This is a genomic window from Algoriphagus halophilus (genome assembly GCF_900129785.1).
Taxonomy (GTDB): Bacteria; Bacteroidota; Bacteroidia; order Cytophagales; family Cyclobacteriaceae; genus Algoriphagus; species Algoriphagus halophilus.
Map to the genome: position 1 here is coordinate 295,515 of NZ_FSRC01000003.1, position 25,401 is coordinate 320,915.

Sequence of the window (25,401 nt, forward strand, 5' to 3'; positions counted from 1 at the left end):
AATTCCGGGTTTTCTTCCGGAATTTTTACTTTTAGGCAAAATCTATCCTGATGAATAAAATAGTACTGATTGCCACTCTTTTAATTTTTCATGCCTTTTCCTCTTTTGCACAAGATGGAAAAGATTTCAATGTTTTGATCATTCATGTGGATGATTTGGGTTGGGCGGATATTGAGCCTCTAGGCAGTGATTTTTATGAAACCCCCCATATCAATACACTTGCTTCTGAAGGTATATTATTCACAAATTCCTATGCTGCAGCAGCGATTTGTTCACCGACAAGAGCTGCCATGCTCACTGGTAAATACCCAGCCAGATTAGGAATCACCGATTGGATTCGAGCTAAATTTCAAGGGGTAACCACTTCAGGTTTACCTGGCGATTATGAAGTCTTTGAAGACAAACCTTTGAAAACCCCTAAAATTCAAGGCTTTTTGCCTTTGGAAGAAGTGACCATTGCTGAAAGAATGAAGTCAAAGGGCTATGCTACCATGCACGTTGGCAAATGGCATTTAGGAGAAGAAGGGTTTTATCCAGAGGATCAAGGTTTTGATGTCAATGTAGGGGGTAATGATTTGGGACAACCCCCTAGTTATTTCGATCCTTATCTTCCAGAAAAGCCAAGGGAGTTTTATGAAATCACTACGTTGAAACCTAGGAAAAAAGGAGAGTTTTTGACTGATAGAGAAGGGGATGAGGTGGTGTCATTTATGAATTTGAAGAAAGATGAAAAATTCTTCATTCACTGGGCACCTTATGCGGTTCATACGCCAATTATGGGTAAACCGGAATTGGTAGAGAAATACAAGCAAAAAGATCCGGGCAATCAGCGAAACCCTACCTATGCTGCGCTAGTAGAAAGTGTTGATCAAAATGTAGGAAAAGTAATTCATGAGCTTGAAAGATTAGGTTTAAGGGATCAGACCTTAGTGATTTTCACCTCAGATAATGGTGGATTGATCGGAAATTATGAAAACCCCATTACCAATAATTTCCCTTTAAAATCGCAGAAAGGTTATCCTTACGAAGGTGGAATAAGAATTCCTACCATTGTAAGTTGGCCCGGTACTTTGCCAGAGGGGATTATCAATGAAAACCCAATTATTACCATGGATTGGATTCCTACAATATTGGATTTTATGGGCGATAATCCTGTTCAGGATTGTTTGGAAGGTATTTCCCTGAAAGAAACTTTGACCAACCCTCAGTCAAAACTGGAGCGTGATTTGTTTTGGCATTTTCCTCATTATCGATTAAATGATATTGTTCCCTATGCCATAGTCAGATCAGGGGGTTATAAATTGATCCATTATTTTGATGGAAGCGAAGGAGAGCTATATAATTTGAACTATGACATGGAGGAAAAAGTAAATGTCATCTCTACCCGCAAAGCCATTGCAGAGGAATTGCAAAACAAGCTAGAACACTGGTTAGAAGAAACTGGAGCTAGATTGCCAGTGGAAAAATAGAGTTTAGCTCACTTAGCAAACTAACTTATAGCCGTACCCTCGGATATTTAGAATTTGAATTTCGGGATCATCTTGAAGTTTTTTGCGAAGCTTTGTGATAAAAACATCCATGCTTCTAGCGTTAAAAAAGTCATCTGCTCCCCAAATTTGATTCAAAATTAAACTTCTGTCGGTAATGTCATTACAGTTTTCCAGCAGGATTTGGAGTAGTTGGGATTCCCTAGCGGTAAGCGGAGATTCTGTAGTTCCAAATTTCAATAATTGTCTGGTAGGATGGAATTCAAATTTCCCTAATTCCAACCAGTCGCTTTGTTGGGTTTTTAATTGTTTTCGACTCAATTGAGCCTTGATTCTTACGATCAATTCCTCCATGCTGAATGGCTTTCGGATGTAGTCATTACCTCCTTGTCCAAATCCTTTGACCACATCTTCTGTTTGCCCTTTTGAAGTCAAAAAAATAATGGGAGTGAATGGGTCAATTTTTCGAATTTCCTCTGCAAGCGTAAATCCATCCTTCTTGGGCATCATCACATCCAGAACCAGGATTTCAGGTTTGCTGGTTTTGTACTTTTCCCATGCAATTTCTCCATTGGAACAAAGAACTACTTCAAAATCTCTGCTTTCCAGGCTTTCCTGGATGATCATTCCTAGAGAGATTTCGTCTTCAGCTAAAAGTACTTTTGTCTTGGTATTCATGGCCAAATGGTTGTAAATGATGTGCTTTTTGGTGCAGTGTCCAGTTCGATGACTCCTCCATGTTTTTCAATGATCTTTTTGACATAATAGAGGCCAATCCCAAAGCCCTTTACGTCATGAACATTGCCTTGAGGAATTCTATAAAATTGCTCAAAAATTCTTTCTTTTTGGCCGGAGGCGATTTTTCCGCCGCTGTCCCAAATTTTAATTTTAGTTTGGTTGCTTTGATCCAAACTGATTTTGATACGATCTCCCCCGTACTTGATCGCATTGTCCAAAAGATTAGACAATACATTTTCAAAATGGAAGGTGTCTACTAAAATTGGCTTGATGTGAGCAGGAAGCTGGAGTTCTACTTCCTTTTCAGGGGCCAAGGTTTGGTATTTCTGAAGTAGAGAACGAAGAATGGGTTCGGGATCGATTTCCTCCATTCTCAAAATCAATTGCTCAGAATCCAGGGTAGCTGTTTCTAATAATTTTTCTACCATCAAGTTCAATTTGTGCAATTGCATCTTTGAAATACCCAGATAGCGTTTGTTCTTTTCTGGGTCGTTCGTAGGATTAAATTGTTCTATTCCTTCAATGGCAGATAGTGTAGTGGCGATAGGGGTTTTGAATTCATGGGTAATATTCGAAATCAAGTCCTGTTTGATTTCTGCCACTTCTTTTTGGTTTTTAATAGTATGGTAGAGGTAATAAAAAGCGTAAGAAATAATTCCTAAAAACAAGAGAGAGGTAAGGAGTTCGAATACTCCTCTTTTTAGAATATTGAGAGCTGTATTCTCGAAATACAATTCCAAGTATTGGCCCCTTGGCAAAAAAGTGGACTTGGTAACGGTTTTGAAAGGCATGTTCAGCAAGGCTGGATAATTATAGGAACCGGAAATGGTGTCCTTGGCAAATTGAAGTAAGCCATAATTGATGCTGATTCCTTTTCTATCTAAATCAGCTTGGAATAGCTCGTTGATTTTTCCGAAATCCAGAGAATCTCTGGTTATAGAAATGATGATGGTATTAGTCAATGCCTTAAGCCGATGAATACTATCTGCAGATTCTAATCCTCGAAAAATATTGATCTGATGTTGCTCATCTACTGTCATATTTGTAGCCGAGTCAAACGTTAAATCATTGTATAAATGAATGGATTTAGAGGAATCAGAAAATGACCAGGTGGCAGCATTGGAATCAATTGCCTCTAAAGTTTCCAAGGATTTGAAAAACATTTTACTTTTTCCTACACGATGAAAAAAACTATTGTTCAGACTATCTGCTTTTAAGGAATCAGAAACTGTGAAATCGAGCTGCAGTGGCTTTCCATCGGTTAAGGTAAGCACATCTGTTTTTGCCAAATCCGCAAAATATGCTTCTAATGCATTGTCTAAACTCACCTGAATATCCTTGGTCAGTTGAGTTTCTATTTGTTTGAATTGAGAGATATTTCTATAGATCTGTACTCCGATGGAGACCAACAAAGTGAATCCTATTAAAATACCTATCCGCTTGAATTGTAGCTTTTTCACCATGCTAAATTAGGAGCTAATCAATTGAAAAACCGAATGTTAACACACGTTAACACTGCTTAACTTAGTTATTTGGGCTGTTTTTATTGGTTTGCATCAAAGAAAATACATATGAAAACCAAAATTTTACTCCTCGGATTTATTGTTTTTATGGGCCTAGTAAGCACTACTAGGGCTCAGGGATTGACTGGGATTGCCCACTACAAATCCTCTTCAACTATCAAATTTTCAATGGATAGCACTAAAATGGCTCCTGAGGCTATGGCAGATATTCAAAGACAGTTGAAAAAACAACTGGAAAAGGAATATGTGCTTACGTTCAACCAAGGAGAATCTAATTGGAAACAAGCAGAAAGCTTAGGTGCCGGGCCTGCTACCGCTTCTTCAGGAGGTGCTACAATCGTTATTAATACTGGTGGAAGTGATTTAGTCTTGTATAAAAATTTGGCAGAACAGAAATACTTGGAAGAGAAGGATTTGATGGGGAAAGAATTTTTGGTCAAAGATGACCTGAAAGTATTTGAATGGGAACTTACAGGAGAAACCAAGACCATTGGTAATTATACCTGTCAAAAAGCGACCTATACAAAAATTCTAGACAGCAAAAGGTTCTCCACAGGGATGGAAGAAATGGAAGAATTCAAGGATACTGTACAAGTGGTCGCATGGTATACCGATCAAATTCCAGTTAGCCATGGACCTTCTGAATTTTGGGGACTTCCTGGCCTAATCCTCGAGTTACAAAACAATGGTTCTACTATGATCTGTGAGAAGATTGTGTTGAACCCAGAAGAGAAGTTTGAGCTCATTGTTCCTAAAAAGGGAAAAGAAATGACAGCAGATGAATATAGAGCCCTTGCAGATGAGAAGATGCAAGATATGATGAAAAAATACCAAGGAAAGCCAGGAGGAGAACATCAAATGACTATAAAAATCGGTAATTAAAAACCATATATTTCAAGAAAACTAAACCAACATGAAATTTATTTTTAGGGTTTTTGCGGGATTTCTCCTTTTGATTTTCCTTTCTTTTCCTTCTTACTCTCAAACAAAAAATCTGATTGGGCAGGTGGTGGATACATTAAGTCAGCCGATTAGCTATGCAAATGTGGTCGCAGTCAATCAGACTACTCAAAAGATCGGGGCATTTGCCATCACCAATGGGGATGGACGTTTTAAACTGGCCTTAACTCCAGGGTCTGAGTACTTACTCAGAATTTCATTTGTAGGGTATAAAAAGTTTGAGCGTACCATTTCAGATTGGTCTCCAGACGAGCCTATCCAAGTGATTTTATCCACTGACGAAACCATGCTGGATCAGGTGGAAGTCGTGACTGAACTACCTGTAACTATGCAGGGAGATACATTGACTTATAAGACAGACGCCTTTACCACTGGGACTGAACGAAAATTAAAAGATGTACTGGAAAAGCTTCCCGGTTTTGAGATTGATGAGGATGGAGGGGTGAAAGTTCAAGGAAAGAAAGTAGATAAAGTCATGGTGGATGGGAAAAACTTTTTTGATGGGGATACAAAATTGGCAACCAAAAACCTTCCCGCCAATGCTGTAGATCGTGTTCAGGTTTTGAAGAATTTTAATGAAGTAGCTCCTGTTAGAGGTTTGGACACAGACGAATCCCTGGCTTTAAATATCCAGTTAAAAGATGGCAAGAAACGGATGGTGTTTGGAGATTTGACAGCAGGAGGAGGTCCAAAAGAAAGGTATTTGGGACATGCCAACGCATTTTATTACTCTCCCAAATTAAACTTGAATTTAATCGCAGATGCCAATAATGTAGGAGAATTGCCATTTACACTTCAGGATTATTTCCGATTTAGCGGAGGATTAGAAGGGCTTGGAAGAAGGACAGGATCTTCAATTTCCTTGAGTGGAGAAGATATGGGAATTCCTATGGCCCAACGAAATAATGCAGCCTCTTTAGAGACAGCATTGGGAGCATTTAATTTCAACTTTCGCCCAAGTTCTAAATGGAGACATTCCGGATTTATCATTGGTTCAAGCTCGGAAAATAAATTGGGTAGTAACTCTCAGAGAACCTATTTACGAGACGATGAAAATAATCAGGAGATTTTGACGTCTGCAAGTACTGTGGAAAATTCCTACGGATTAATGAAGTATTCAGCAACTTATACACCCCGAGAAGAAACCTATGTGAAATATTCGGTTTTTGGGAAAACTTCGGATATCCAAAATAGAAATATCATGGATTCGGATTTTGGGACCTTTAGGCAACAACTTGACAATATCCAAACTAGAAAACCTTATAGTATCCAACAGAAAGGAGAGTGGTACCATGCTCCTTCCGAAAAACGTGTCTTTTCTATGGAGGTAAACTGGGAAAAGAAATACCAAGATCCTTTGTATGATTTGACTACCAATCAAAAACCATTTGTAAACCTACTTCCAATCATGGATCAGAAACAATATCGCTTTTTGCAACAGCAAGAAGTACATTCCAGAACTATGGAAGGGGCATTTAATTATTACCAAATTTTAAATGCTACAAACCATGTGAATTTGAGCCTGGGGTATTCGGATACTAGGCAGGATATGATTTCCAGCTTAAGTCAAGTAGCTTCCGGTGAAAATTACCCAGAATTTGAAAATGATAATCGATTTGGGATTCAGGATCTTTACTTAGGCTTTACCTATAAAACCAAATGGAAGGATTTTATCCTAAGTCCATCATTGTTTACCCATCGATATGCTTGGCAAGACAGACAGTTTGAGGACCTGATGGAGCAGGATAAGATATTATTCTTACCTGGAATGTATGCAAAATGGGCAATCAAGTCCAATAAATCTTTGACCTATAGGTATCAGGCAACAGCTAATTTTATGGATGTGCAACAATTGGCGGAAGGATATATCATTCAGGACTACAATTCAATTTTTACTGGAAATAGATTGCTTGAAAATGGATTTTACTCCAATCATTCCTTGAATTATAGCCATTATGATTTTTTCTCTTCAATGACTGTTTATGGTTCTTTGAACTGGCAGAGAAAAAGGAATGATATGGTAACGACCACTGATTTTAGAGGAATTAATAGGTTTCTTACCGTATTGAATATTGAGCCAGTAAATGAAACCATGAATGGAAATATTAATCTGGATAAGAAATTCAATACCTTCAAAATTAGCGGTGGGGGAAGATGGAATACATTTACAACAAATAATTTGATCAACGATGTAGTCAATCAAAATAGACAGTTCTCCCAAACTTATGAAGCAAAAGCTACCACCACTTTCTTTAAAAAAGTAGAAGTGGATTTAAGTTATACCTTTTCCACCAATCAGTACAAAGGACAAAGTACCCAAAACACATTCAATACCCATACTCCGAAAATTGAATTGGATTGGGATATCTGGAAAGGCTTGAAATTGAACACTGATTATGCCCTGAATACGTATACCAATAAAGGAGCAGGAACGAAAAGTGAATTTGATTTTTGGAATGCTTTCCTTAGCTATCAAGGTAAAAGCAGTCCATTGGAGATTAGATTGACGGTTTGGAATATTTTGGATACCAGGTCGATTCGAAGGGATAGCTTTACTGATAACTTAATTAGTTCATATTCCTATTTAGTTCAACCTAGATATGGACTCATAACTGTCAAATGGGATATTTAAAAAGTAGAGATTGGAGTGATATCCAATCTCATTTCTTTGAATAATTCAATTCTCGGAATTTTTGTGGAGTAAGTTTTTCTCTTAACTTAATGAAAAACAAAATTTTACCTCCAACCTAATCTATTTTTATGAACATAATTTCGAGAAGAGATGCAATCAAAGGTTTGTCAATTGTAACTGGAGCAAGTTTAGTTTCTCCAAAATCATTATTCGCAGGAAGCTCAAAAGCAGAACCGCTTGGAGTAGCCCTTGTTGGTCTGGGATATTACAGTACAGATTTATTGGCTCCTGCGTTACAAAAGACAAAGAATTGCTACTTGGCGGGAATCGTCACAGGTACCCCCTCCAAAATTCCCGTTTGGAGAGGAAAATATAATATTCCCGCATCCAATGTTTATAACTATGAGAATTTTGATTCCATAGCTGATAATCCTGATATCGATGTGGTATATGTGGTTTTACCCCCTTCTATGCATAAAGAATATGTGATTCGAGCTGCCAAAGCGGGCAAGCATGTTTGGTGTGAAAAACCGATGGCGGTTACTGCAGATGAATGTCAAGCGATGATTGATGCTTGCAATGAAAACAAGGTCAAACTTTCTATTGGATATCGATGTCAGCATGAGCCAAATACTATGGCTTTTCAAAAGATTGTAGAAGAGAAGCAGCTAGGGAAGGTGATGAGTGTGAACTGTGCCGCAGGTTATAGAGAAGATAGAACCAACCATTGGAAACAAAAACGGGAAATGGGAGGTGGAGTGATTTATGATATGGGTGTGTATTCAATTCAAGGTGCCCGCTTGGGAACTGGGATGGAGCCTATAGCAGTCACATCAGCAAAAGTTTGGACCGAAAGACCTGAGATTTACAAAAATGGGTTAGGCGAGATTGTGGAAGCAGAATTGGAGTTTCCTAACCAAGTAAAAGCGCGAATAAAAACCTCATTTTATGAGCAGACCAATTTTTTAACTATTCAATGTGAAAATGGACCTATAGAAATGGAGCCTTTCTCTAGTTATAGTGGAAATAAGGGGAAAAGTCCATTGGGAGAAATAGATTTTCCATATAGAGTTCCAAATCAACAAGTTTTACAAATGGATCATGATGCTCAATCCATTATGGATGATACACCTGTATTAGTTCCTGGAGAGGAGGGACTTAGGGATATAAGGATAGTTCAAGCTATTCTAAAATCCGCAGATACGGGAATGCCTGTCTCTATTTAGAATTTTTTCCAAGTAAAATTCATAAGCGGTTTCCATAAATGGGGCCGCTTTTTTCTTGACTTAGAATTTTTTTTCGAATAACTAAAAATAGTACAATGTTTTATCTAAAAATTATATTTACCTTATAAAAGGTTGAAAAATGAATTTCAAATAATCAAAAGTGTTTTTCAATTTAGGATTTTTTTTCTCGATTAGGCAGCAAGGTTTTTAGGTTTTCGGCCTTTTCAGAGCAAAGTGAAATAAAAAGTAATAACCATCAATTTAATACTCCTATGAAAAAATTAGTTAAGTTTTTAGGGTGGGTAATCGGGATTTTGGGTCTGGTAATTTTAGCTTTTGTAAGTTTTGTGTATCTGACCTGGGATAAAAAATATGAAGCTCCCTATCCCGAAGCCATGGCAAGTGCTGATTCTGCCATGATTGCTAGAGGAAAATATTTGGTTTTTGGGCCTGCCCATTGTGCGGGTTGCCATAACACAACAGAAAGATCTGCTCAGGTGGAATTGGGTATGGACTTAGAGCTCATAGGAGGAGCAGAGTTTGTATTTGGACCAGGGATATTGAGATCTAGGAACTTGACTCCTGATAAAGAAACCGGAATAGGAAATTTGACAGATCAAGAGGTGGCGAGGGTGATGAGGTATTCCATTGGGCATGATGGTAGGCCAATTTTTCCTTTAATGCCATTTCAAAATATGTCAGATGAGGATGTAAATGCCGTGATTTCTTATTTGAGATCCCAGCAACCCGTCAAACACCCTATCCCACCTACTGAATATAATTTTATGGGTAAAGCTATTTTAGCCCTTGGGTTAATAAAGCCTGAAGGTCCTGATGGTACTCCTCCAAAAAGAGTAAAAGTAGAAGCATCTGAAGTGTATGGGAAATATTTGGCAAATTCAGTCGCCAATTGTGTGGGCTGTCATTCTCCTAGGGACTTGATGAGTGGGGAATTTATTGGTCCTAAATTCAGTGGAGGACTTTTATTTGAAGAGGCTCCAGGAGAGAGTTTTATCACACCAAACCTTACGCCTGACCCCGAAACCGGATACATTGCTAATTGGACCGAGGATACTTTTGTGCAAAGGTTCAAAACGGGAAGAATATACGAACATTCTCCAATGCCTTGGGGAAGTTTTTCGAGAATGGATGAGGTGGATTTAAGGGCATTGTATCGGTATTTAATGTCCTTAGATCCTGTATCCAATAAAATTGAAAAGACAGAGTACATGCTTCAAGCTGCAGGTTCTAATTAATAAATCCGAAGCTGATTTTTACAAAGTAAACCAACCTATTTTTAATTGACCAGTTAATTTTTTCTTTTTAGATCCTTATGGAAATGAGGTGAAAGGAGAAGTCTTGCCACAATGATTTCAATAACCTTTTAAACCCAACACCTCATGAAAAAATGGATCATTACATTAATGGGAATTGTGATACTAGGGATAGTTTCACTGTTTGTTTTTGTAGAATCAAGATGGGATAGAACGTATGATTTTCCATATCCTGAAATAACCCATAGTTTGGATTCAACAGTAATCGAACGTGGTAAATATTTGGTTTATGGACCAGCGCATTGTGCCTCTTGCCACATCAACATAGATGATTATGAATCGATGGAAGCGGGAGAATTGATTCCTTTGCGTGGTGGGGAAGTATTTAATTTGAACTATGGAGTGGTCGTCTCATATAACCTTACACCAGATGTGGAAACAGGTATAGGAGGTTTTACGGATGGCGAGATTGCGAGGGCCATGCGAGAGGCTGTGGGACATGACGGTAGGATTTTGCCAAATTTTATGCCTTTCAAATTGATGACCGATGAAGATGTTGTTGCAGTAATTTCTTTTTTAAGATCTCAAAAGCCTGTAAAAAACCCAATACCAAAGCCTGTTTACAATTGGAGCGGTAAATGGAAAATAAGTACAGGAAAGATTCGTCCTAGAATTATCCATGGGACTACCCTGCCTTCTATCAAACGAGAAGCAACAATAGAATATGGAAATTATTTAGTCAATAATGTCGCCAATTGTGTGGGATGTCACTCTATGGCAACCGTTGAATATGGGGAAAAGAAATATAGATTTGGTCCCCTTTCCGGAGGAGTAATATTTGGTGGAAATAATGTAAATAATACCCGGTATGTAACTCCTAATTTAACTCCTGAAAAACAAACAGGGATGATTGCTAATTGGGATGAAGATACTTTTGTAGCTAGATTTCGACAGGGTAGGGTGTATGAAACATCTCCTATGCCATGGGGAAGTTTTGCCAGAATGGATGAAGTGGATATTCGTGCTATATATCGTTATTTAAAATCCATTAAACCTATTGCAAATAAAATTGAAAAAACTGTGTATCAACCAGGAGAAGAAATTGAAGGCAGCTGATTTATTTAAGGAAAATAGTTTGATGGGTTTTTGAACTTTTGACTGCTGCATCCAGGATTTCAACTACTATCAAATTATTTTCCAAAGAGCTTAAATCATAAGGCTTAACTTCGATTTCATTTCTAATTACAGCTATTAGGTAAGAAAAAGGATCATCGAAGGGAGCTTTTCTAGATTCAAAAGTCAGTGTTTCTTCGTCAAAACCATCGTAGCCTTCTGCCATTCGAATTCTTAAAGTCCGGCCATTGTCTGCAAAAATAGCTCCTGTGAGTCCATAGATTTCCATGTCTTTTCTTCCAATTGGCCAATTCCATGAAGGTTCCAATATGGTTTGGGAATCTTCATAGGTTAAGATGATGGTGGCATCGTCATCCACTTTGGGATTATTTTCAGATTGTAATTGCTGTGTTACAGCAGTGACGGAGATTGGCTTTTTTCCCTCTTGAAGCCAAGTGGAAAGATTTGCCCCATAACAACCAAAGTCAATGATCGCTCCTCCTCCATTTAATTTGGGGTCAGTCAACCATTCCAAAAATTCAGGGTTAACCCCAATTTTCTTGGGTCCTCTATGGCCGTCTCTAACAATTAGTTTTCTCATTTCACCAACTTTCCCACCTTCCAATAGCTGCTGTGCTTTTTCTACGGAAGGATACCAGGTGGTTTCATAATTGGTCAGGAGATGGATTCCATGCTTTTGGGCTAATTCAGCCATTCTTTTTGCATGATCTAAATTCACCGCCAAAGGTTTCTCCACCATCACGTGAATCCCTTTGGGAGCAGAAGCCTCTACCACGGACAAGTGGTCAAAAATATTTCCAAAGGCGGTAACTGCTTCCGGTTGGGTAGTTATCAACATCTCTTCCAAATCATCAAATACCAAGTCCATGGAAATTCCGTATTGTGAAGTCAGTCTCTCCGCTAACTCTTGGTTCGGCTCTGCAATTCCAACAATTTCAATGTCTGCTCTTTTGTTGGCATCTAAAATCCAACCTACATGTCCATGCGTCAGCCCTGCAACTCCAATTTTTAATTTGTTTTGAGAAAAAGATGGAAAGGTTTGGATAAGAGCCATCAAGAAAAATAAATAGCGAATCATGAGATCAAGAGTTTATTCAATTGGAAATTGACCATATCTAATGTTATTTACAAGTGATTTTTTATGGAAGAACCTAAATCAAGAATGTTTCAAAAAGATAGAATTAAGTTGCCTTTTCAATTTAATGTAAAAAGATTGCAACAAGATGTAAAGGCCCTTAACCATATAGAATGGATCGATCATTTTGTAACGTCTAATTACGAAGGGGATTGGTCGGTGATCCCATTGACTGCTCAGGAGGGAAGAAATCACCCTATTCTTATGGCATCAGCAATTCCGGGAGAATTTAAATTTATCCCCACTCCCTATCTGGATCATTGTCCTTATATCGCTTCCATTTTAGATAGTTTTGAATGTGAGAAATGCTCGGTTCGACTGATGAAATTGGCTGCTGGATCTGAGATAAAAAGGCATCAGGATTATGATTTGGATGAGGAAGAAATACGAGTTCATATTCCAATATTTACCAATGAAAAAGTTAAGTTTTTGGTAAATGACCTTGCCGTGAAGATGAAGGAGGGAGAGTGCTGGTATTTGAGATTATCAGATCCACATCAAGTCAAAAATGAAGGGAAATCTGATCGAATTCACTTGGTAATGGATTTAAAAATTAATGATTGGTTGAATAATTTGCTGATCCAATAACCCTCATTCCCGAACCCATTTTTTCATAGTTGGAAAACTTTCATATTCACATAGTCCCATCCAAACCAACAAGGGTAATCCAATGTACTGACCATTTTGGAATCCCATGATTAATGTTTCGGAATCTCCTTTGTATCCATCTGTATGGAATACAATTTCGGGTGGAATTTCCAAGTGAGTTATGGCTGCAAAAGTCCAACATAAAACTCCTATTTCATCCTCTTTCCCTGGGTCTCGAAACTCACTTACACTCCCCACAATTATATTCTTTTCTTCTTTGGTCATCAGGGCAATATGCCCTGCTTCATGTAGGATATCACCTGTATTTTTTAATTTTTCCGGATCATAATAAAGAGTTCCTTTGTCAATTTTTAACCCAGGTAAGAAACAATCATCCTCTAATTTTTTCTGTTTCAAAGGAATGCCAATTTCTTCTAGAAAGGATTTAATGCACTCGAAATAGGGGGTGTTCATGAATAAAAATGGTTTCTGGGCGAAATTATTAGAATATTCAATTGTAAAAAACTATCTCAGTCTAAAGGGTATTTCTTATTTACTAATTCGGTAAATTTAGAATCATCCAACCCTAAAGAACATGCATTCAAAGCCACTTTTATTACTCCTTTTTCTTGGGATATTATGGAGTTGTCAAACGAGGGAGCAAGAAACTTACAAGTTTCAAGTTTCTGATTTGGAACCCCAGTTAGCCAAGCTTGCTTCCGATGAATTTATGGGTAGAATGCCCTTTACAGAGGGAGAGAGAATTACTGTCAATTATTTGGAAAAGGAATTTAAGGAAATGGGTCTAGAGCCAGGAAATGGAGATTCCTATTTTCAAGAGGTTCCTTTGGTTTCCATACAGACCCTCCCCGCAGATCAAATGACGGTTAGTTCATCTAGCCAGACCATCCAATTAGAAGGGCTAAAAGATTATGTTCTCTGGTCGCAGAGGACGGATCCTGAAGTTAGTTTTCAAGATGCAGAAATGGTATTTGCAGGTTTCGGAATAATCGCTCCTGAGTATGGTTGGGATGATTATGAAAACATTGATGTCAAAGATAAAATTGTGGTTGTCCTTGTGAACGACCCTGGATTTGGGACCGAGGATGAAAGTTTTTTTAAAGGGAATACCATGACCTACTATGGTCGATGGACTTATAAATACGAAGAAGCAATTCGTCAGGGAGCTTTAGGTTGCTTGATTGTTCACAATACTATCCCTGCAGGCTACGGCTTTAATGTCATCCAAAATAAGTGGGATGCTTCCTTGCTATATTTGGACGAAAGGGGAAATGATGCCTACAAAACTGCTTTTGAAGGATGGTTGACCTTGCCCACAGCAAATAAACTTTTTGAAATGGCAGGATTAGATGGAAGGAAGCTTTTAGCTGATGCGAGAAAACCAGATTTTCAGGCAATACCAATGAATCTAACGGCAAGTACTTCTATGCAGGTAATTGCTAAATATGATGTGTCAAAAAATGTTGTAGCTAAAGTTACTGGTGCCACTAAACCAGAGGATGTGATTATTTATACTGCCCATTGGGATCACTTCGGTTATGGAGCTCCCGATGAAACAGGGGATAGTATTTACAACGGAGCATTGGATAATGCATCGGGAACCGCGGCATTATTGGCATTGGCAAGGGCTTTTAAAACGGACCCTCAACCTGAACGTACGGTCGTGTTTCTGGCAGTAACTGCGGAAGAACAGGGGCTATGGGGCTCTGCATATTATGCCCAAAATCCGATTTTCCCGAAAGAGCTTACAGTCGCCAACATCAATATGGATGGGATCAATCCATATGGTAAAATGAAAGACGTTTCTTTAATAGGAATAGGACAATCTGAAATGGAAGATTTATTGAATGTAGAACTCGAGAAAGTAGGGAGGTATTCTGCTCCAGATCCCACTCCATCTGCAGGTTATTATTTCAGATCAGATCATTTCAATTTTGCTAAAATCGGTGTTCCTGCGCTTTATTTCAGTAATGGTATAGACCATGTAGAAAAAGGAAAAGAATATGGGAAGGAATTGGAAGATCTGTACGTTCAAAATTATTACCACAAACCTTCTGATGAATACGATCCTAGCAGATGGAACCTAGATGGAGCGGTGGATGATGTTCAGGTCCTATATGAGGTGGGAAGAAATCTGGCCAACTCAGGTAATTGGCCTAAGTGGAAGCCAAATTCCGAGTTCCGGGCACTTCGTGAATCCTATATGAAATAAGGAAGAGAATGGGTATCGATCAAAAGGTATTTTTAGCTCAAACTACCTAACATAAAACTGTTCTCAGAAGTAAAAAACAGCAAGAGCACCCAAAGGCAATTTGGGTGCTCTTGCTATTTAAATGTGTAGTAAAACCCAATTTTTATTGAGGTAGTCTAGACCTTAGTAAGGCAATTTGCCCCATATGGTTTGATTGATGCTCCATTACGTGGAACCAAGCCCAATAATTATTCATCTCAGTTCCTGCTGCCTTTGAAGTAAACCATTTATCGTCTTTTTCCTTCAGCAAAGCTTTGGTTTGTTCCCTTACTTCATCCCAAATTTCGAAATAATATGAAATTGGCTTTCCTTTATACTCTTCCCGGGCATCCTCTCCAAGCATTAACCCTTTCATCCATTTGGCCTCTTCGGATTCATTAAACTCTCTATTTTCAAATGTATAAACCTGATAGAATGCTTCGGTTGCTGCCAAGTGCAAAATCATGGCTCCGATTCTATTGGCTTTATCATCCAAAAGAAAATCTACCTGTTCCTGATTCATGGAACTAGTGATCCTAAAAATTCTCCCTTTGATGTCGTCTAACATGGCGACCATATTTCCAATGTCATGGGAATATCCTTTTGGAGGTTCGATCACTTGAGCATTGGAAACACCACTGAAAAAGAGGGCAATGAAAAATGAGAGCGTAAAAATTTGTATTCGTTTCATAGTTGTTATAATTAAGTGTTAGATAGTGAGTTCAATATGATTTCCTTCCGGATCTAAAATGATACTTTCGAAATAGCCATCACCGGTGGTTCTGGGTTCGCCGACGATTTCAAAACCATCATTTCTCAACTTTTCTGTTAAACTAAGGACCTTTTCTTTACTTCCTGTTGAAAGGGCAATATGAGTATACCCAAAGGAATGATTTCGTTGTTCTGGAGTGAATATTTCCTGTTTGTGCATCAGTTCAATTCTTGCCCCTGATTCAAATGATAAAAAGTAGGACGTGAAGTTTTTAGAAGGATTATGGTATTTTTCTCCTGCAGTCATGGCAAAGTATTTACAATAGAAATCCTTCATCATTTCCAGGTTTTCAACCCAAATTGCCAAGTGCTCAAGTTTCATAAAAACTATTTTTTACCTAAAAGTATGATGCCATGAAGCTGGTCTACCTCTTTCTCAGTTTCCGAGTTCTTTGATACGCTTTGAAATACTATTTGAATCTTCATCGAGTCATTTGGGATTTCAAAACTCATGTCTGCCGGACTTATATTTTGGACATAACCTTGCCCATATAAATTTTCAATTTCCTTTTTCATTTCGATTAGATCCACATGACCCTTTACATTCCCAATTTCTACATGAAAAGTTGAAAGGTCTTCGTCTACCCAAATTTTTGCTATCCCGATCTCGGGAACCGGCCAAGTCTTATCCAGATTGGTTTCCAAATTCAAATCAAAAGCCAATTCATAATCATATCCAGAAATAGGTCTAACCTCTTGAAATTGAATTTCCCATCTAAAATGAATAGGTAATTTATCGTTCAATTGAATTTGGAGTTCATTGACATAAGATAATCCCATGGATTCTACTATGAATTTGCTATAGTTTAAGGAGATATTTCTTTTTTCAGGGTCATCAGCTTCCTGAAAAAGAGTGGCTAAATCTTGCTCGAACCAAGGTAGTATAGAGTTTAATCCATGATAGGTTTCCAAGTATTGAATAATGGAGTTGACCTCATTTTGATCCTGTGGAGTTATTCTATTTGTGTTTTTTTGGACTGTAGGTTTTAGAGCTCCTTTCTCAGAAATTTCCCAAAAAACTTCATTTTGGATTTTTCCATTTTGAAGGATTTCTGATTCGGTCAAAATATGCTCAAGTCTTTTTATTTGGTTGGACTCACTCAAACTAAACATGCCCCAAGGACCGAAGGAACCCAAAATCATAAAGATTGCAAGAGATATGGGGATGGTCTTAATTTTTCCAGGTCCAATTATAAAATAACCTGCTATAAATGTGAGCCAGACACCCATAAGTAGCACAATATACCGGTTGACCGTCAATCCATATTCCTTCACTCGTATTCCAATGGCTAGGAATAAAATGATGATTAAAGGGATGATCAAAAAATAAAATGCTTTGTAGAATGTCCTGATCCAGCTACTTTCTTTCTGGTCTTGTATAGGGAATAATAGAAGATTGGTAAATATCCCCAATACTGAAATCGCAATGATCATATAGCTGACGATTCCTTTTGGCCAATCCCATGTGAAGATGATTTTTCCTCCATAGATATAGAGAATGGTCATGTATACCAGTAGTAAAGGAATCAGTATAAACTGGGTGAAGATTTTTAATCCTTTAGGATAGTTGATTAGGGATACTCCTTCGTTTAAATCTTTTGGAGCGCCTGCCAAAAAGAACCAAGTGTTGAAAATTCCAATGGATAGAATAAATATGTAGAAGTAATTTTTAGGGTCAATTTCAATGGAAAACAAAAGGGATACAGCTCCCATTGCCAAGGAAATACCCGTATGTATCACTAATGAGTAGAAGACACCAGTCACCACTCGGATGAAAATATTTTCGTTAAACTTCCAGAAGGAATCATCACTTTTTTCATCCCAATAAGAGAGAAAAGCCACTAACAAATGAGCGGTAAGATTATATACCAGGTATCTTATATAGGGGATTCTGGTATTGGTAAATGTGTTTTCAGAAGGAAATGAAAAATAGACAAGGCCTAACAAAATGACCACTACAATCCAGCTTATCTTTCTTTTTATTGGAGAGAATTGATGTTTTTCACCATAAATGTCTACACAGAAGAAAAGAGGGATTCCCAGCATCAAAACCAGAAGGAGATTGACAAGCTGTATTTCTTGGTCGAAACGGTCTATTTCAATTAAATAGATCAGTAAAGTAGAAGCTAAAAAAGCCGTGACTAAGCTCAACGGGAATCTCTTAGCACTCCGGATTGCATCCTCACTTAATTGTTGTAGTGATGGAAATTTCATGCTGAGGAAGTTTTAAAAGTAAGTTACGGATAATCCTCTCTCTGGGAAAGTCTAATTGGTTAGAAAGGATATCCGATGGCAAAATTGAAAATAAGGTTTTCTCTTCTCCAAGTTTTACTGCCTATATCAAAGGTATTTCCCCATCGCTCTCCTTCCGGTAAAAAAGGCTTTCTTAACGGAGTAGCAAAATCAAATCGTATCACAAAGAATTGAATATCAATTCTAAACCCTATCCCGGTTCCTACCGCAATTTCATTCCACCAGCTAGAGCTGAATTTACCCCCAGGTAAGGCTTCATTTTCATTCATTAACCATATATTTCCTGCATCCAGAAAGAGAGCACCTTTTAGGAGAGACACCATAGGGAATCGGTATTCTATATTTCCCTCTAATCGAATGTCACCTGATTGGTCAAAGTAGGAGTTTATGTTAGTTTCTTCAGGCGCATAACTCCCAGGTCCTATAGATCGAATTCTAAATGCTCTTATACTGTTTGGACCACCAGAGAAATACTGTTTTACATAAGGCAAGGACGAAGAATTTCTAAAGGGTACACCCACTCCAGCAAAAAGCCTTGAAGCGATGGTTTGGGTTTTATTTATATTGAAATGATACCTAAAATCAAGGTCAGCCTTACCATACTGGGCATATTCCAAGCCAAAGATCTTTCCATTGCCTTCTCCTACCCATTTGTCAATTCCATAGACTAAGTTTCCTGCGAAGTCTAAACCTAAACCGAAGAAGTAGCCATGCTTCCGGACAGGATCGTTAATTTTATTGTAATTGAAAATATAATTGATTCCAATAATGAAGTTTTGGTCAAAACTCCGTCTTAAAAAAGGGTTTTTATCCAGAATTTCTTCAAACTCCGGAGATGATTTAGCGAGGTTGGTAATATTGATATTGATTGGGTTAATCTCATGGTAGGCAAACCTGTTGGCATTCCAGAAGTATCCATAACTCGTGTAAAAGGAATTTAAGGTATATAAGCCACCTCTGCTCAAATAATCTGTTCCCAAACTGACTTTAGTCTTAGGTACTGAATAACTGAATTTCTCTTCAATTGGCACAAAGAAAATCACTCTTGGGAATATCAAATCTCCTCTCAACCCTAATTCAAGAGAATGCAATCCTGTTAAATCCCCACCTGCGATCTGAAATTCATAGCCGATTTTTGCGGAAATATTGAAATTTTCACCTCCCTTAAACAAGTTCCTGTTTCTATATACCAGGTTGAGTGCGGGGCCGGCAAAATTGTTGGACTTGGACACTCCCAATAATTCTGCCCTTACGGATCTTTTAGTCATGGGAGAAAGTAAAAAACTGGCAGCAAGATGTCCTAGACTATCTTCATTGATCAGTTCATCGTATCGTAAATTGACATATTGGTAATTACCTATTGAACTTAGACGGTTGCTTGAAAGTCTGGATTTATTAGGGCTATAATATTCCCCGTTCTCAATTAAAATGTATTGGTTTAACAATTCTGGTTTGAAAACGACACCGTTTTGAATGAATTCTTTTCCGTCAAGTTGGACGGTGTCTGCTTGGTCGGTATTTTCATCTAAGGAATAATTGGGGAATACTTGAATTTGGTCAATTTTATATTTTACCAAGCTGTTTTTTGGGACGTTGTTTTTCAGTCTGAGGTAAAGGTTAAACTGACGGGCACTGTCTGTAATATTGGTGTCAGCTTCAAAGATTAGGAAGTCATTATTGAAATTGTAATACCCTTTTTGCTTTAGGCCCTGGTCAAGCCTTTCCCTTTCGGAGTTCAAGGTGTTTAAATCAAATCGGTTGCCTGGTTGAAGTAAAGTTTCTCCTAATAGACGTTGGATTTCATGTTCAATTTCCAGTGAATCTCTTTCCAGTTGGAATTCTTTCAAGACATAAGGTTGGCCTACTTTTGCAGTGTAGTTTACTTCAGCAAACTTTTCACCTCTTATACTTTCAGAGCTAGCTTGTCCATAAAAAAAGCCTCGGTTTTCTAACCTATTCAAAATCAACTCTTCCGTACGCTCCGTATTTACCTGGCTAAAATAAACGGGTTCTTGACCAAATTTTTTATTGAGAAAGCGATTGATGAATCCAGGCTTTTCTTTTTCTCCTTTGTAATAGGCCCATAGGCCAAAATACATTCCGAGAAACTTCGAATTAGGCTCTGGTCTGAGCAAGTCATTTAATTCAGATTCAATTTTCTTTAAGTCTTGAACTTCTGGAGCCTCTAGATCCAAAGTGGCTCCCGTATAAAGTAGCTCCCCCTCGGGAATATGTTTCTTTATTTGACATCCAGTGAAGGAAGTCAAGAAGGCTAAAAAGAAGAAAATGCTTTTATTATTTTTCATTTTCCTCCTTTCCTTTATTGTTTGAATCTATAGAATTAGATTCTTCTAGAGCTTGCTTGGATTTATGCCAAAGCTCATAAAACTCATTGAATTCCCGATTGAAAATTAACCCGCCACCAGTTACCACTAGTTGCCCATCAATGATACTTTCATATTGATTTTTTCTAAAAACTCGAACTCTCCATCTTCCATCTTCGGTAAGGATGTATTCAAAACTTACATTTGCTAAAATAGCATTGGATTGTTCAGGCTCCTGAGAACTCCCTTCTAGCCCAACTTGACTACCTACTTCCACGATCAGTCGGTCATTGAAGAGGGTTTGTTGGGCATTGATGTTTAGATCGGTTCGATTTTGACTACTACCGGATTGGTAATCCTCATAAGTATCGACATCAAAACCTAATTGAAAGCCACTATCCCCAAAAAGCTTACTGGATAATGCATTCATTTGATCGGATAGAATTTGGCTTGCGCTACTTCTAGCAATTGTTTCTGCACCTCCATTGGAACCATCACTTCCTCTTGAAGGGAAGAATCTATTCAATACCAAGAGGGAAAAAACTTGTTTGTTTAATTCGTCTTCTTGGTCATTGATTTGAAGTACTTGGGAGTAAACATTTCCTCCAAATGCTCCCCGTTCGTTTTCAGGCATATCCAATGCAAATGAAATTTCAGGCCTCAATAACTCCCCATCCACATTTAAATACACTAAAAATGGTAATCTTCTTTGGTACTGGGATTTGGTACTTTGGCTACTGCCTGTCAACTGGGAAGACATCAATGCTGATGCGGAAGCATCAACTTCATAAATGGCTCGAATGTCCATATTAGCATCCATAGGATCCCCATTCCAAGTTATTCTACTTCCAGGGTTGATTAGGAATTTTTTGCTGATCAGGTTATATAAAGACATTTCATAATGTCCATCAGATATTTCATAATCTCCAGAGAGTGTGATTCTTCCATTTGGAGTAATGTCCATTCGCAAATTAGCACTTCCTGATATCAATAAATTATCCCCGGTTTTAGGATCTATGATTACTGTAAATTTTGCTTTAGGGTCTGTTTTAAGGGAAGCTTGTATATCATACCCCAAAAATGCAGTGGTGGATTGCTCTGTTTGGGAAGTAAGAATGTCATCTGGATTTTCCTTGTTTACAAATAACACCACTCCGTCACGCTCCACCAGATCCAGTTGAGACTCTGGGATCAGCATGGTCAAATTGGTATTTTCCTTGATGTTTAAATTAGCTCTAACGATAGGTAAATTTAGATCCCCTTGGATGGTCACATCTGCATCGATTGTCCCTCTTCCATAGAGTAGTTCATTTTCTTGATCTGTGGAATTGACCACCATGAAGTTTTTGGCTACGAGGCTAAGGTCAAATCCGGGGTTGTTTAGATCTGTAGTAGTCACCGTACCATCTACGGTAAAGGTATTGTTGTCAGTGTCTTTGACGGTAAATTGATTGAAGTATATTCCATCATTATCCGCTTGGATTTTTTCGTTGGAAAGTATGTATTTGGTGCTGAGTTGGGCAGGTACAAAAGAGGTTTCGAAAAATTGAAATTCTCCTTGATAGTTAGGGGAATTTGTTGTGCCATTGGCACTGATAGTGCCTTTCAAATAACCTGATGCATCTAAAATCTGGTCTTGTGAAAGCGCTGCAATTTTCTTCATTTCAGCTTTTATCAAGTCCAACTTCAAGTCAAATTCCCCTCCGGATTCATTCGCCATAAACTGACCGTTGACATCCAGATCTATGCCGTCATCTCTTAATGTTAAGGCTAAGTTGTAATTCCCTAAACTTTCAGCGGTAGCATCTAAGGATAAGTTTCCTAAAGAAACACCCACTGCTTTTAGGCTGTCAATTTTTAAATTACCCATCAATCCTATTGCTCCAAATGGATTTTCAACTACAAGCTGCCCATTCATTTTTCCGCCAACCAAAAGTTCATCTGGATTCAACAAACTGGTAAATGTGGACAATCTGAAATTTTGGAATAGCACTGCGATATTTTCATCTGTAAAACCTTCAATGTTCTTTTTGAAGCTAAGCTCCTGTCCATTTTGCGTGAAACTGAAATTTTGAAAATCAAGGTTATTACTAGAATATAGAATCTGATTATTCTCCGGAATCACCCATTGGTTTTTTTTCAATAATAAGTTCTCAGGATTAATATGAAAACTAATAGTATCACCCAAAAGACCCAGGTCTGAGGAAATGTGGAATACTGGTTCAGTTTCGTTATATGAAGAGAAATCAAAGTAAATTCTTGAATTTTCCATCACTCCAGTAAGTGAAGTCTCATCCATATTTAATGGCCCAGCAACTAAGTTGAGGAAGCCTAATTCCATATTCAAGTTGGATAAATTGGAATGGACATTGAATTCCAAACTGTCGATTTCAGTTCCAGAGAAATTTATGTAAGGAAAGCTTACCACTGCATCCAAAGAGTCTAGATCTTGATAATAGGCTAATTGCACCCGTCCAGAATCTAACTGTTCCAATCCTTGAAGTAGCACTTCGTTCAATAGTGGGGATTCGAAAATGGAAAGGTCCATATTCATGATTATTCCACTATCCAATTCTGTATACGAACTGTCTTTGATGGCTAAATAATTTAAGAAATGATTTTCTAAGGCAACTCCTAATGAGGCAGGGTTGGTATTGGTATGAACAAACCCTTTGACGACATCACTTTCTATAATTAGACTGGTGGAGTCGGGTTTTACCAAGCTCTCTAAATTTAAGTTTCCGGTAGGATAGGTTTTTTTATCGTAAAGAACCAAGCCGTCACTTAACCCGATAGATGCTTGAAAATTATCGGGATTTCCTTCAAAATTCCCTTCCAATTGTAAACGTACGCGGAATTCTTTGGGGGAGAAACCTAACTTATTAAAGTCAGCACCTTTTAAATTTAAATTAAAACCCACTTTTGAGTTTACTGAATCAAGTTGGATGGAGCTGATTAAATCAAAATCAAGATATTCAGAATCCAAGATTAGGCTGACGTCTCCATCTCCATTCGCTAACTGTCCATTGAGTTGGAGACCTGAATAATCAGAACCATATAGATTTAATTTGTCAAAATGGGATTCAAGTTGAGCAGTAAGATCATAAATGGAATTTCCCTGACCTTTGGCATTAATTTCCATGGATAAAGTGTCTAAATCAGGGTTTTGAAGTAAGGTTCCTAATTGAAGTTGTTGAACTTGGAGATTTACATCAAACTCCAATAATCCCTGATCCTTATATCCAGCATCCAATAGTACTTGTCCTAAGTCAGTTTGTAAATCCAATGATGCGATGAGATCATTCATGGATCCTTTTGCTTGAGCTGTAATGCCAATCGAATCTGGGAAAGTGATACCGAGGTCAGACTCACTGGCAAAAAGTTGCAGTGATTTCTTGTTGGTATTTAATTCAATTTGCGGGAAATCTACATAGAGTGAGTCTAGGTCGAGTGGTGAGCGAACAGATCCCTTAGTATAAAAATCAGTTTCCCTCCAATTCAATTGGAATGTTGGGATTTCTAACTTAGAAAGACCTCCGCTGATAGCTAGATTTCCTGCAAAAGGTGCAATCGCCAATTCCTGAATTAAAGTGTCAGAAGCAAGCTCTGGGGCAAAAAAGTAACTGTCCCTTACATCCAAAGAGAATTGATCAACAGAAAGGTTGATAAGTGTTTCTTCAGGAGAATCGATTAGCGTTTGAATGGAAGGATAAGAGAAATTACCTGTGGAATTGAGTTGACTGTAATTTGTAGAAACAAAGAGTTGCTTGATCTCCGCTTTTGTGTTTTCAACAGAACCATTGAGAATCAAATCCTTAATCTGGAACCCACTTCCTTCTCGAAATGAGAGTGCTTTCAAATTCAAGCTTGCTTTCTCATTTTCCAACAAAACATCCGAGATTTCTAAACCTAAGTCTTCAAGAAGAAGGACTTCAGGATTGAAGACTCCTTCGGTGATTTTACTATCGGAGGTTTTATAATCGATGGTATTATTCTCCAAAACCAATGAGCTTAATTTCACTTTCCAATCTGGCCAGGAAAAAGGGGCAGAATCTTGTGGTGAATCTGAAGATGTAGTGCTTGGTGAAAAATCATGGAAGAGTACTTTTGAATCAGATAATTGTATGGATTCGATCAGGATATCCTGGTTTACCAAGTCTATAGAGGGTGCAGAAATACCGAAATTATAGATTTCTAATTCTGCAAATTGTTGGTCCACTTGATTGTCATAAATAAGGGAAACCTCTTGTAGACCAAGATTTTCAATTTTTATTTTAGGCAAGGTTGAACCTTCTGAACTAGCTTCTGAGGGAGGGAAGGCTTTGGTTTGTTTATACTTGATTTGAGTATTGGAAAGCTGTATGTCTTCTATTCCAAATGAAAATGCATTTAGATCTAATTCCGGTATGTTTAATTCAAAGTCTCCAAGTGCCAAGGAAGTTTCAATGCCGAGAACTTCATCTTGATACCTGATGTCAAAATCCCGGATGCTAATCGGGGATAAAGTAATGTTGAGGGACGTGGCGTCTGGTTCAGGACTCTCTACTGTGCTACTATCTGGTCCGGTAGAAGCAAAGGAAGTGAGGATGTAATCAAAGTTGAAAGCTCCCGTGTCCTCAGATCTTTTAATTCTAGCTTTTAAACCTTCCCATTCAAATTTGCTGACATGGATAGCCCCAGATCGAATCAAAGGGACAAAGGCGAGCCCTGCTTCAAGGTCTTTGGAAAATACTAAAGTGTCACCATTGACATCTGAGATATAGAAGTTTTCTAAAAAAATATTTCCTGAAAATGTGACAAATAATCGTTCAATGCCTACTTGGGCCCCAGTTTTACCCTCAAGATAAGAGATTGCTTTTTCCACAAGAATCCCCTGACCCCAAGGGCTCCGAATAAATAGGATCACTGCCAGTAAAAGAATCATTAGACCTGCTAATGAAAACCCAATGACCTTTAAAAATTTTATTAGAATTCGTTTAATAATTACCCGTTAAAGAATTGGTCAAAGACGAAATTTGAACATCCTAGATTAAAGACCAAGAAGTAGGCCAGAATGTTACAGAAATAACAATTTGAAATTTATTATCTCTAGTAAAATTTAAAAT

General features: G+C 37.9%; 17 protein-coding genes. 8 read left to right on the forward strand and 9 right to left on the reverse strand.

The annotated features are described in order from the left end of the window. Positions 1–50: 50 nt before the first annotated feature. A complete protein-coding gene (locus BUR11_RS18010) occupies positions 51–1,469 on the forward strand; it encodes a sulfatase (protein WP_074226407.1) in 1,419 nt (472 codons plus the stop codon). 12 nt (positions 1,470–1,481) lie between these two features. On the opposite strand, the gene BUR11_RS18015 is transcribed toward BUR11_RS18010, so the two are convergent. Further along, positions 1,482–2,165 (reverse strand): response regulator transcription factor, encoded by a 684-nt coding sequence (locus BUR11_RS18015; protein WP_074226408.1) that lies wholly within the window; start codon positions 2,163–2,165, stop codon positions 1,482–1,484. After that, positions 2,162–3,688, reverse strand: coding sequence for a sensor histidine kinase (locus BUR11_RS18020; protein ID WP_074226409.1), 1,527 nt, complete (start codon positions 3,686–3,688; stop codon positions 2,162–2,164). The genes BUR11_RS18015 and BUR11_RS18020 overlap by 4 nt, the downstream gene beginning before the upstream one ends. A gap of 108 nt (positions 3,689–3,796) precedes the next feature. On the opposite strand from BUR11_RS18020, the gene BUR11_RS18025 reads away from it, so the two are divergent. The 5 genes from BUR11_RS18025 to BUR11_RS18045 all read left to right on the forward strand — a co-directional run bounded on the left by BUR11_RS18025 (position 3,797) and on the right by BUR11_RS18045 (position 10,956). Continuing rightward, complete coding sequence (locus BUR11_RS18025; RefSeq protein ID WP_074226410.1) at positions 3,797–4,630, forward strand: GLPGLI family protein; 834 nt, start codon at positions 3,797–3,799, stop codon at positions 4,628–4,630. A 31-nt stretch (positions 4,631–4,661) separates the two neighbouring features. Beyond that, complete coding sequence (locus tag BUR11_RS18030) at positions 4,662–7,340, forward strand: TonB-dependent receptor (protein WP_074226411.1); 2,679 nt, start codon at positions 4,662–4,664, stop codon at positions 7,338–7,340. A 128-nt stretch (positions 7,341–7,468) separates the two neighbouring features. Continuing rightward, positions 7,469–8,566, forward strand: coding sequence for a Gfo/Idh/MocA family protein (locus BUR11_RS18035; protein ID WP_074226412.1), 1,098 nt, complete (start codon positions 7,469–7,471; stop codon positions 8,564–8,566). Positions 8,567–8,838: 272 nt separating this feature from the next. Further along, positions 8,839–9,822, forward strand: coding sequence for a c-type cytochrome (locus BUR11_RS18040; RefSeq protein ID WP_074226413.1), 984 nt, complete (start codon positions 8,839–8,841; stop codon positions 9,820–9,822). A 144-nt stretch (positions 9,823–9,966) separates the two neighbouring features. Next, positions 9,967–10,956: a cytochrome c family protein gene (locus tag BUR11_RS18045; RefSeq protein WP_074226414.1), complete on the forward strand. Its 990-nt coding sequence runs from the start codon at positions 9,967–9,969 to the stop codon at positions 10,954–10,956. Between the two features lies 1 nt (position 10,957). On the opposite strand, the gene BUR11_RS18050 is transcribed toward BUR11_RS18045, so the two are convergent. After that, positions 10,958–12,052, reverse strand: a complete 1,095-nt coding sequence (locus tag BUR11_RS18050; protein WP_074226415.1) for a Gfo/Idh/MocA family protein — start codon at positions 12,050–12,052, stop codon at positions 10,958–10,960. An 84-nt stretch (positions 12,053–12,136) separates the two neighbouring features. Here BUR11_RS18050 and BUR11_RS18055 point away from each other — a divergent pair, with 84 nt between their 5' ends. Next, positions 12,137–12,697 (forward strand): aspartyl/asparaginyl beta-hydroxylase domain-containing protein, encoded by a 561-nt coding sequence (locus tag BUR11_RS18055; protein WP_074226608.1) that lies wholly within the window; start codon positions 12,137–12,139, stop codon positions 12,695–12,697. A gap of 3 nt (positions 12,698–12,700) precedes the next feature. Here the strand turns inward: BUR11_RS18055 and BUR11_RS18060 are convergent, their stop codons facing one another. Continuing rightward, on the reverse strand, positions 12,701–13,171 hold the full coding sequence (locus BUR11_RS18060) for a hypothetical protein (protein ID WP_074226416.1): 471 nt from the start codon (positions 13,169–13,171) through the stop codon (positions 12,701–12,703). 121 nt (positions 13,172–13,292) lie between these two features. Between BUR11_RS18060 and BUR11_RS18065 the strand changes: the two genes are divergently transcribed. Further along, positions 13,293–14,930 carry a M28 family metallopeptidase gene (locus BUR11_RS18065; RefSeq protein WP_074226417.1) on the forward strand — a complete coding sequence of 546 codons (1,638 nt, stop codon included), beginning with the start codon at positions 13,293–13,295 and terminating at the stop codon, positions 14,928–14,930. 142 nt (positions 14,931–15,072) lie between these two features. Here BUR11_RS18065 and BUR11_RS18070 read toward each other — a convergent pair whose 3' ends face one another. From BUR11_RS18070 to BUR11_RS18090, 5 genes are read right to left on the reverse strand one after another with little or no spacing between them, the layout of a single operon-like run. Next, positions 15,073–15,639 carry a DinB family protein gene (locus BUR11_RS18070; RefSeq protein ID WP_074226418.1) on the reverse strand — a complete coding sequence of 189 codons (567 nt, stop codon included), beginning with the start codon at positions 15,637–15,639 and terminating at the stop codon, positions 15,073–15,075. An 18-nt stretch (positions 15,640–15,657) separates the two neighbouring features. After that, a complete protein-coding gene (locus BUR11_RS18075; protein ID WP_074226419.1) occupies positions 15,658–16,041 on the reverse strand; it encodes a VOC family protein in 384 nt (127 codons plus the stop codon). Positions 16,042–16,046: 5 nt separating this feature from the next. Then, positions 16,047–17,933 (reverse strand): DUF4153 domain-containing protein, encoded by a 1,887-nt coding sequence (locus BUR11_RS18080; RefSeq protein ID WP_074226420.1) that lies wholly within the window; start codon positions 17,931–17,933, stop codon positions 16,047–16,049. A 59-nt stretch (positions 17,934–17,992) separates the two neighbouring features. Next, positions 17,993–20,278: a translocation and assembly module lipoprotein TamL gene (gene tamL / locus BUR11_RS18085; RefSeq protein ID WP_074226421.1), complete on the reverse strand. Its 2,286-nt coding sequence runs from the start codon at positions 20,276–20,278 to the stop codon at positions 17,993–17,995. Next, a complete protein-coding gene (locus tag BUR11_RS18090) occupies positions 20,268–25,220 on the reverse strand; it encodes a translocation/assembly module TamB domain-containing protein (RefSeq protein WP_074226422.1) in 4,953 nt (1,650 codons plus the stop codon). The genes tamL and BUR11_RS18090 overlap by 11 nt, the downstream gene beginning before the upstream one ends. Positions 25,221–25,401 lie beyond the last annotated feature (181 nt).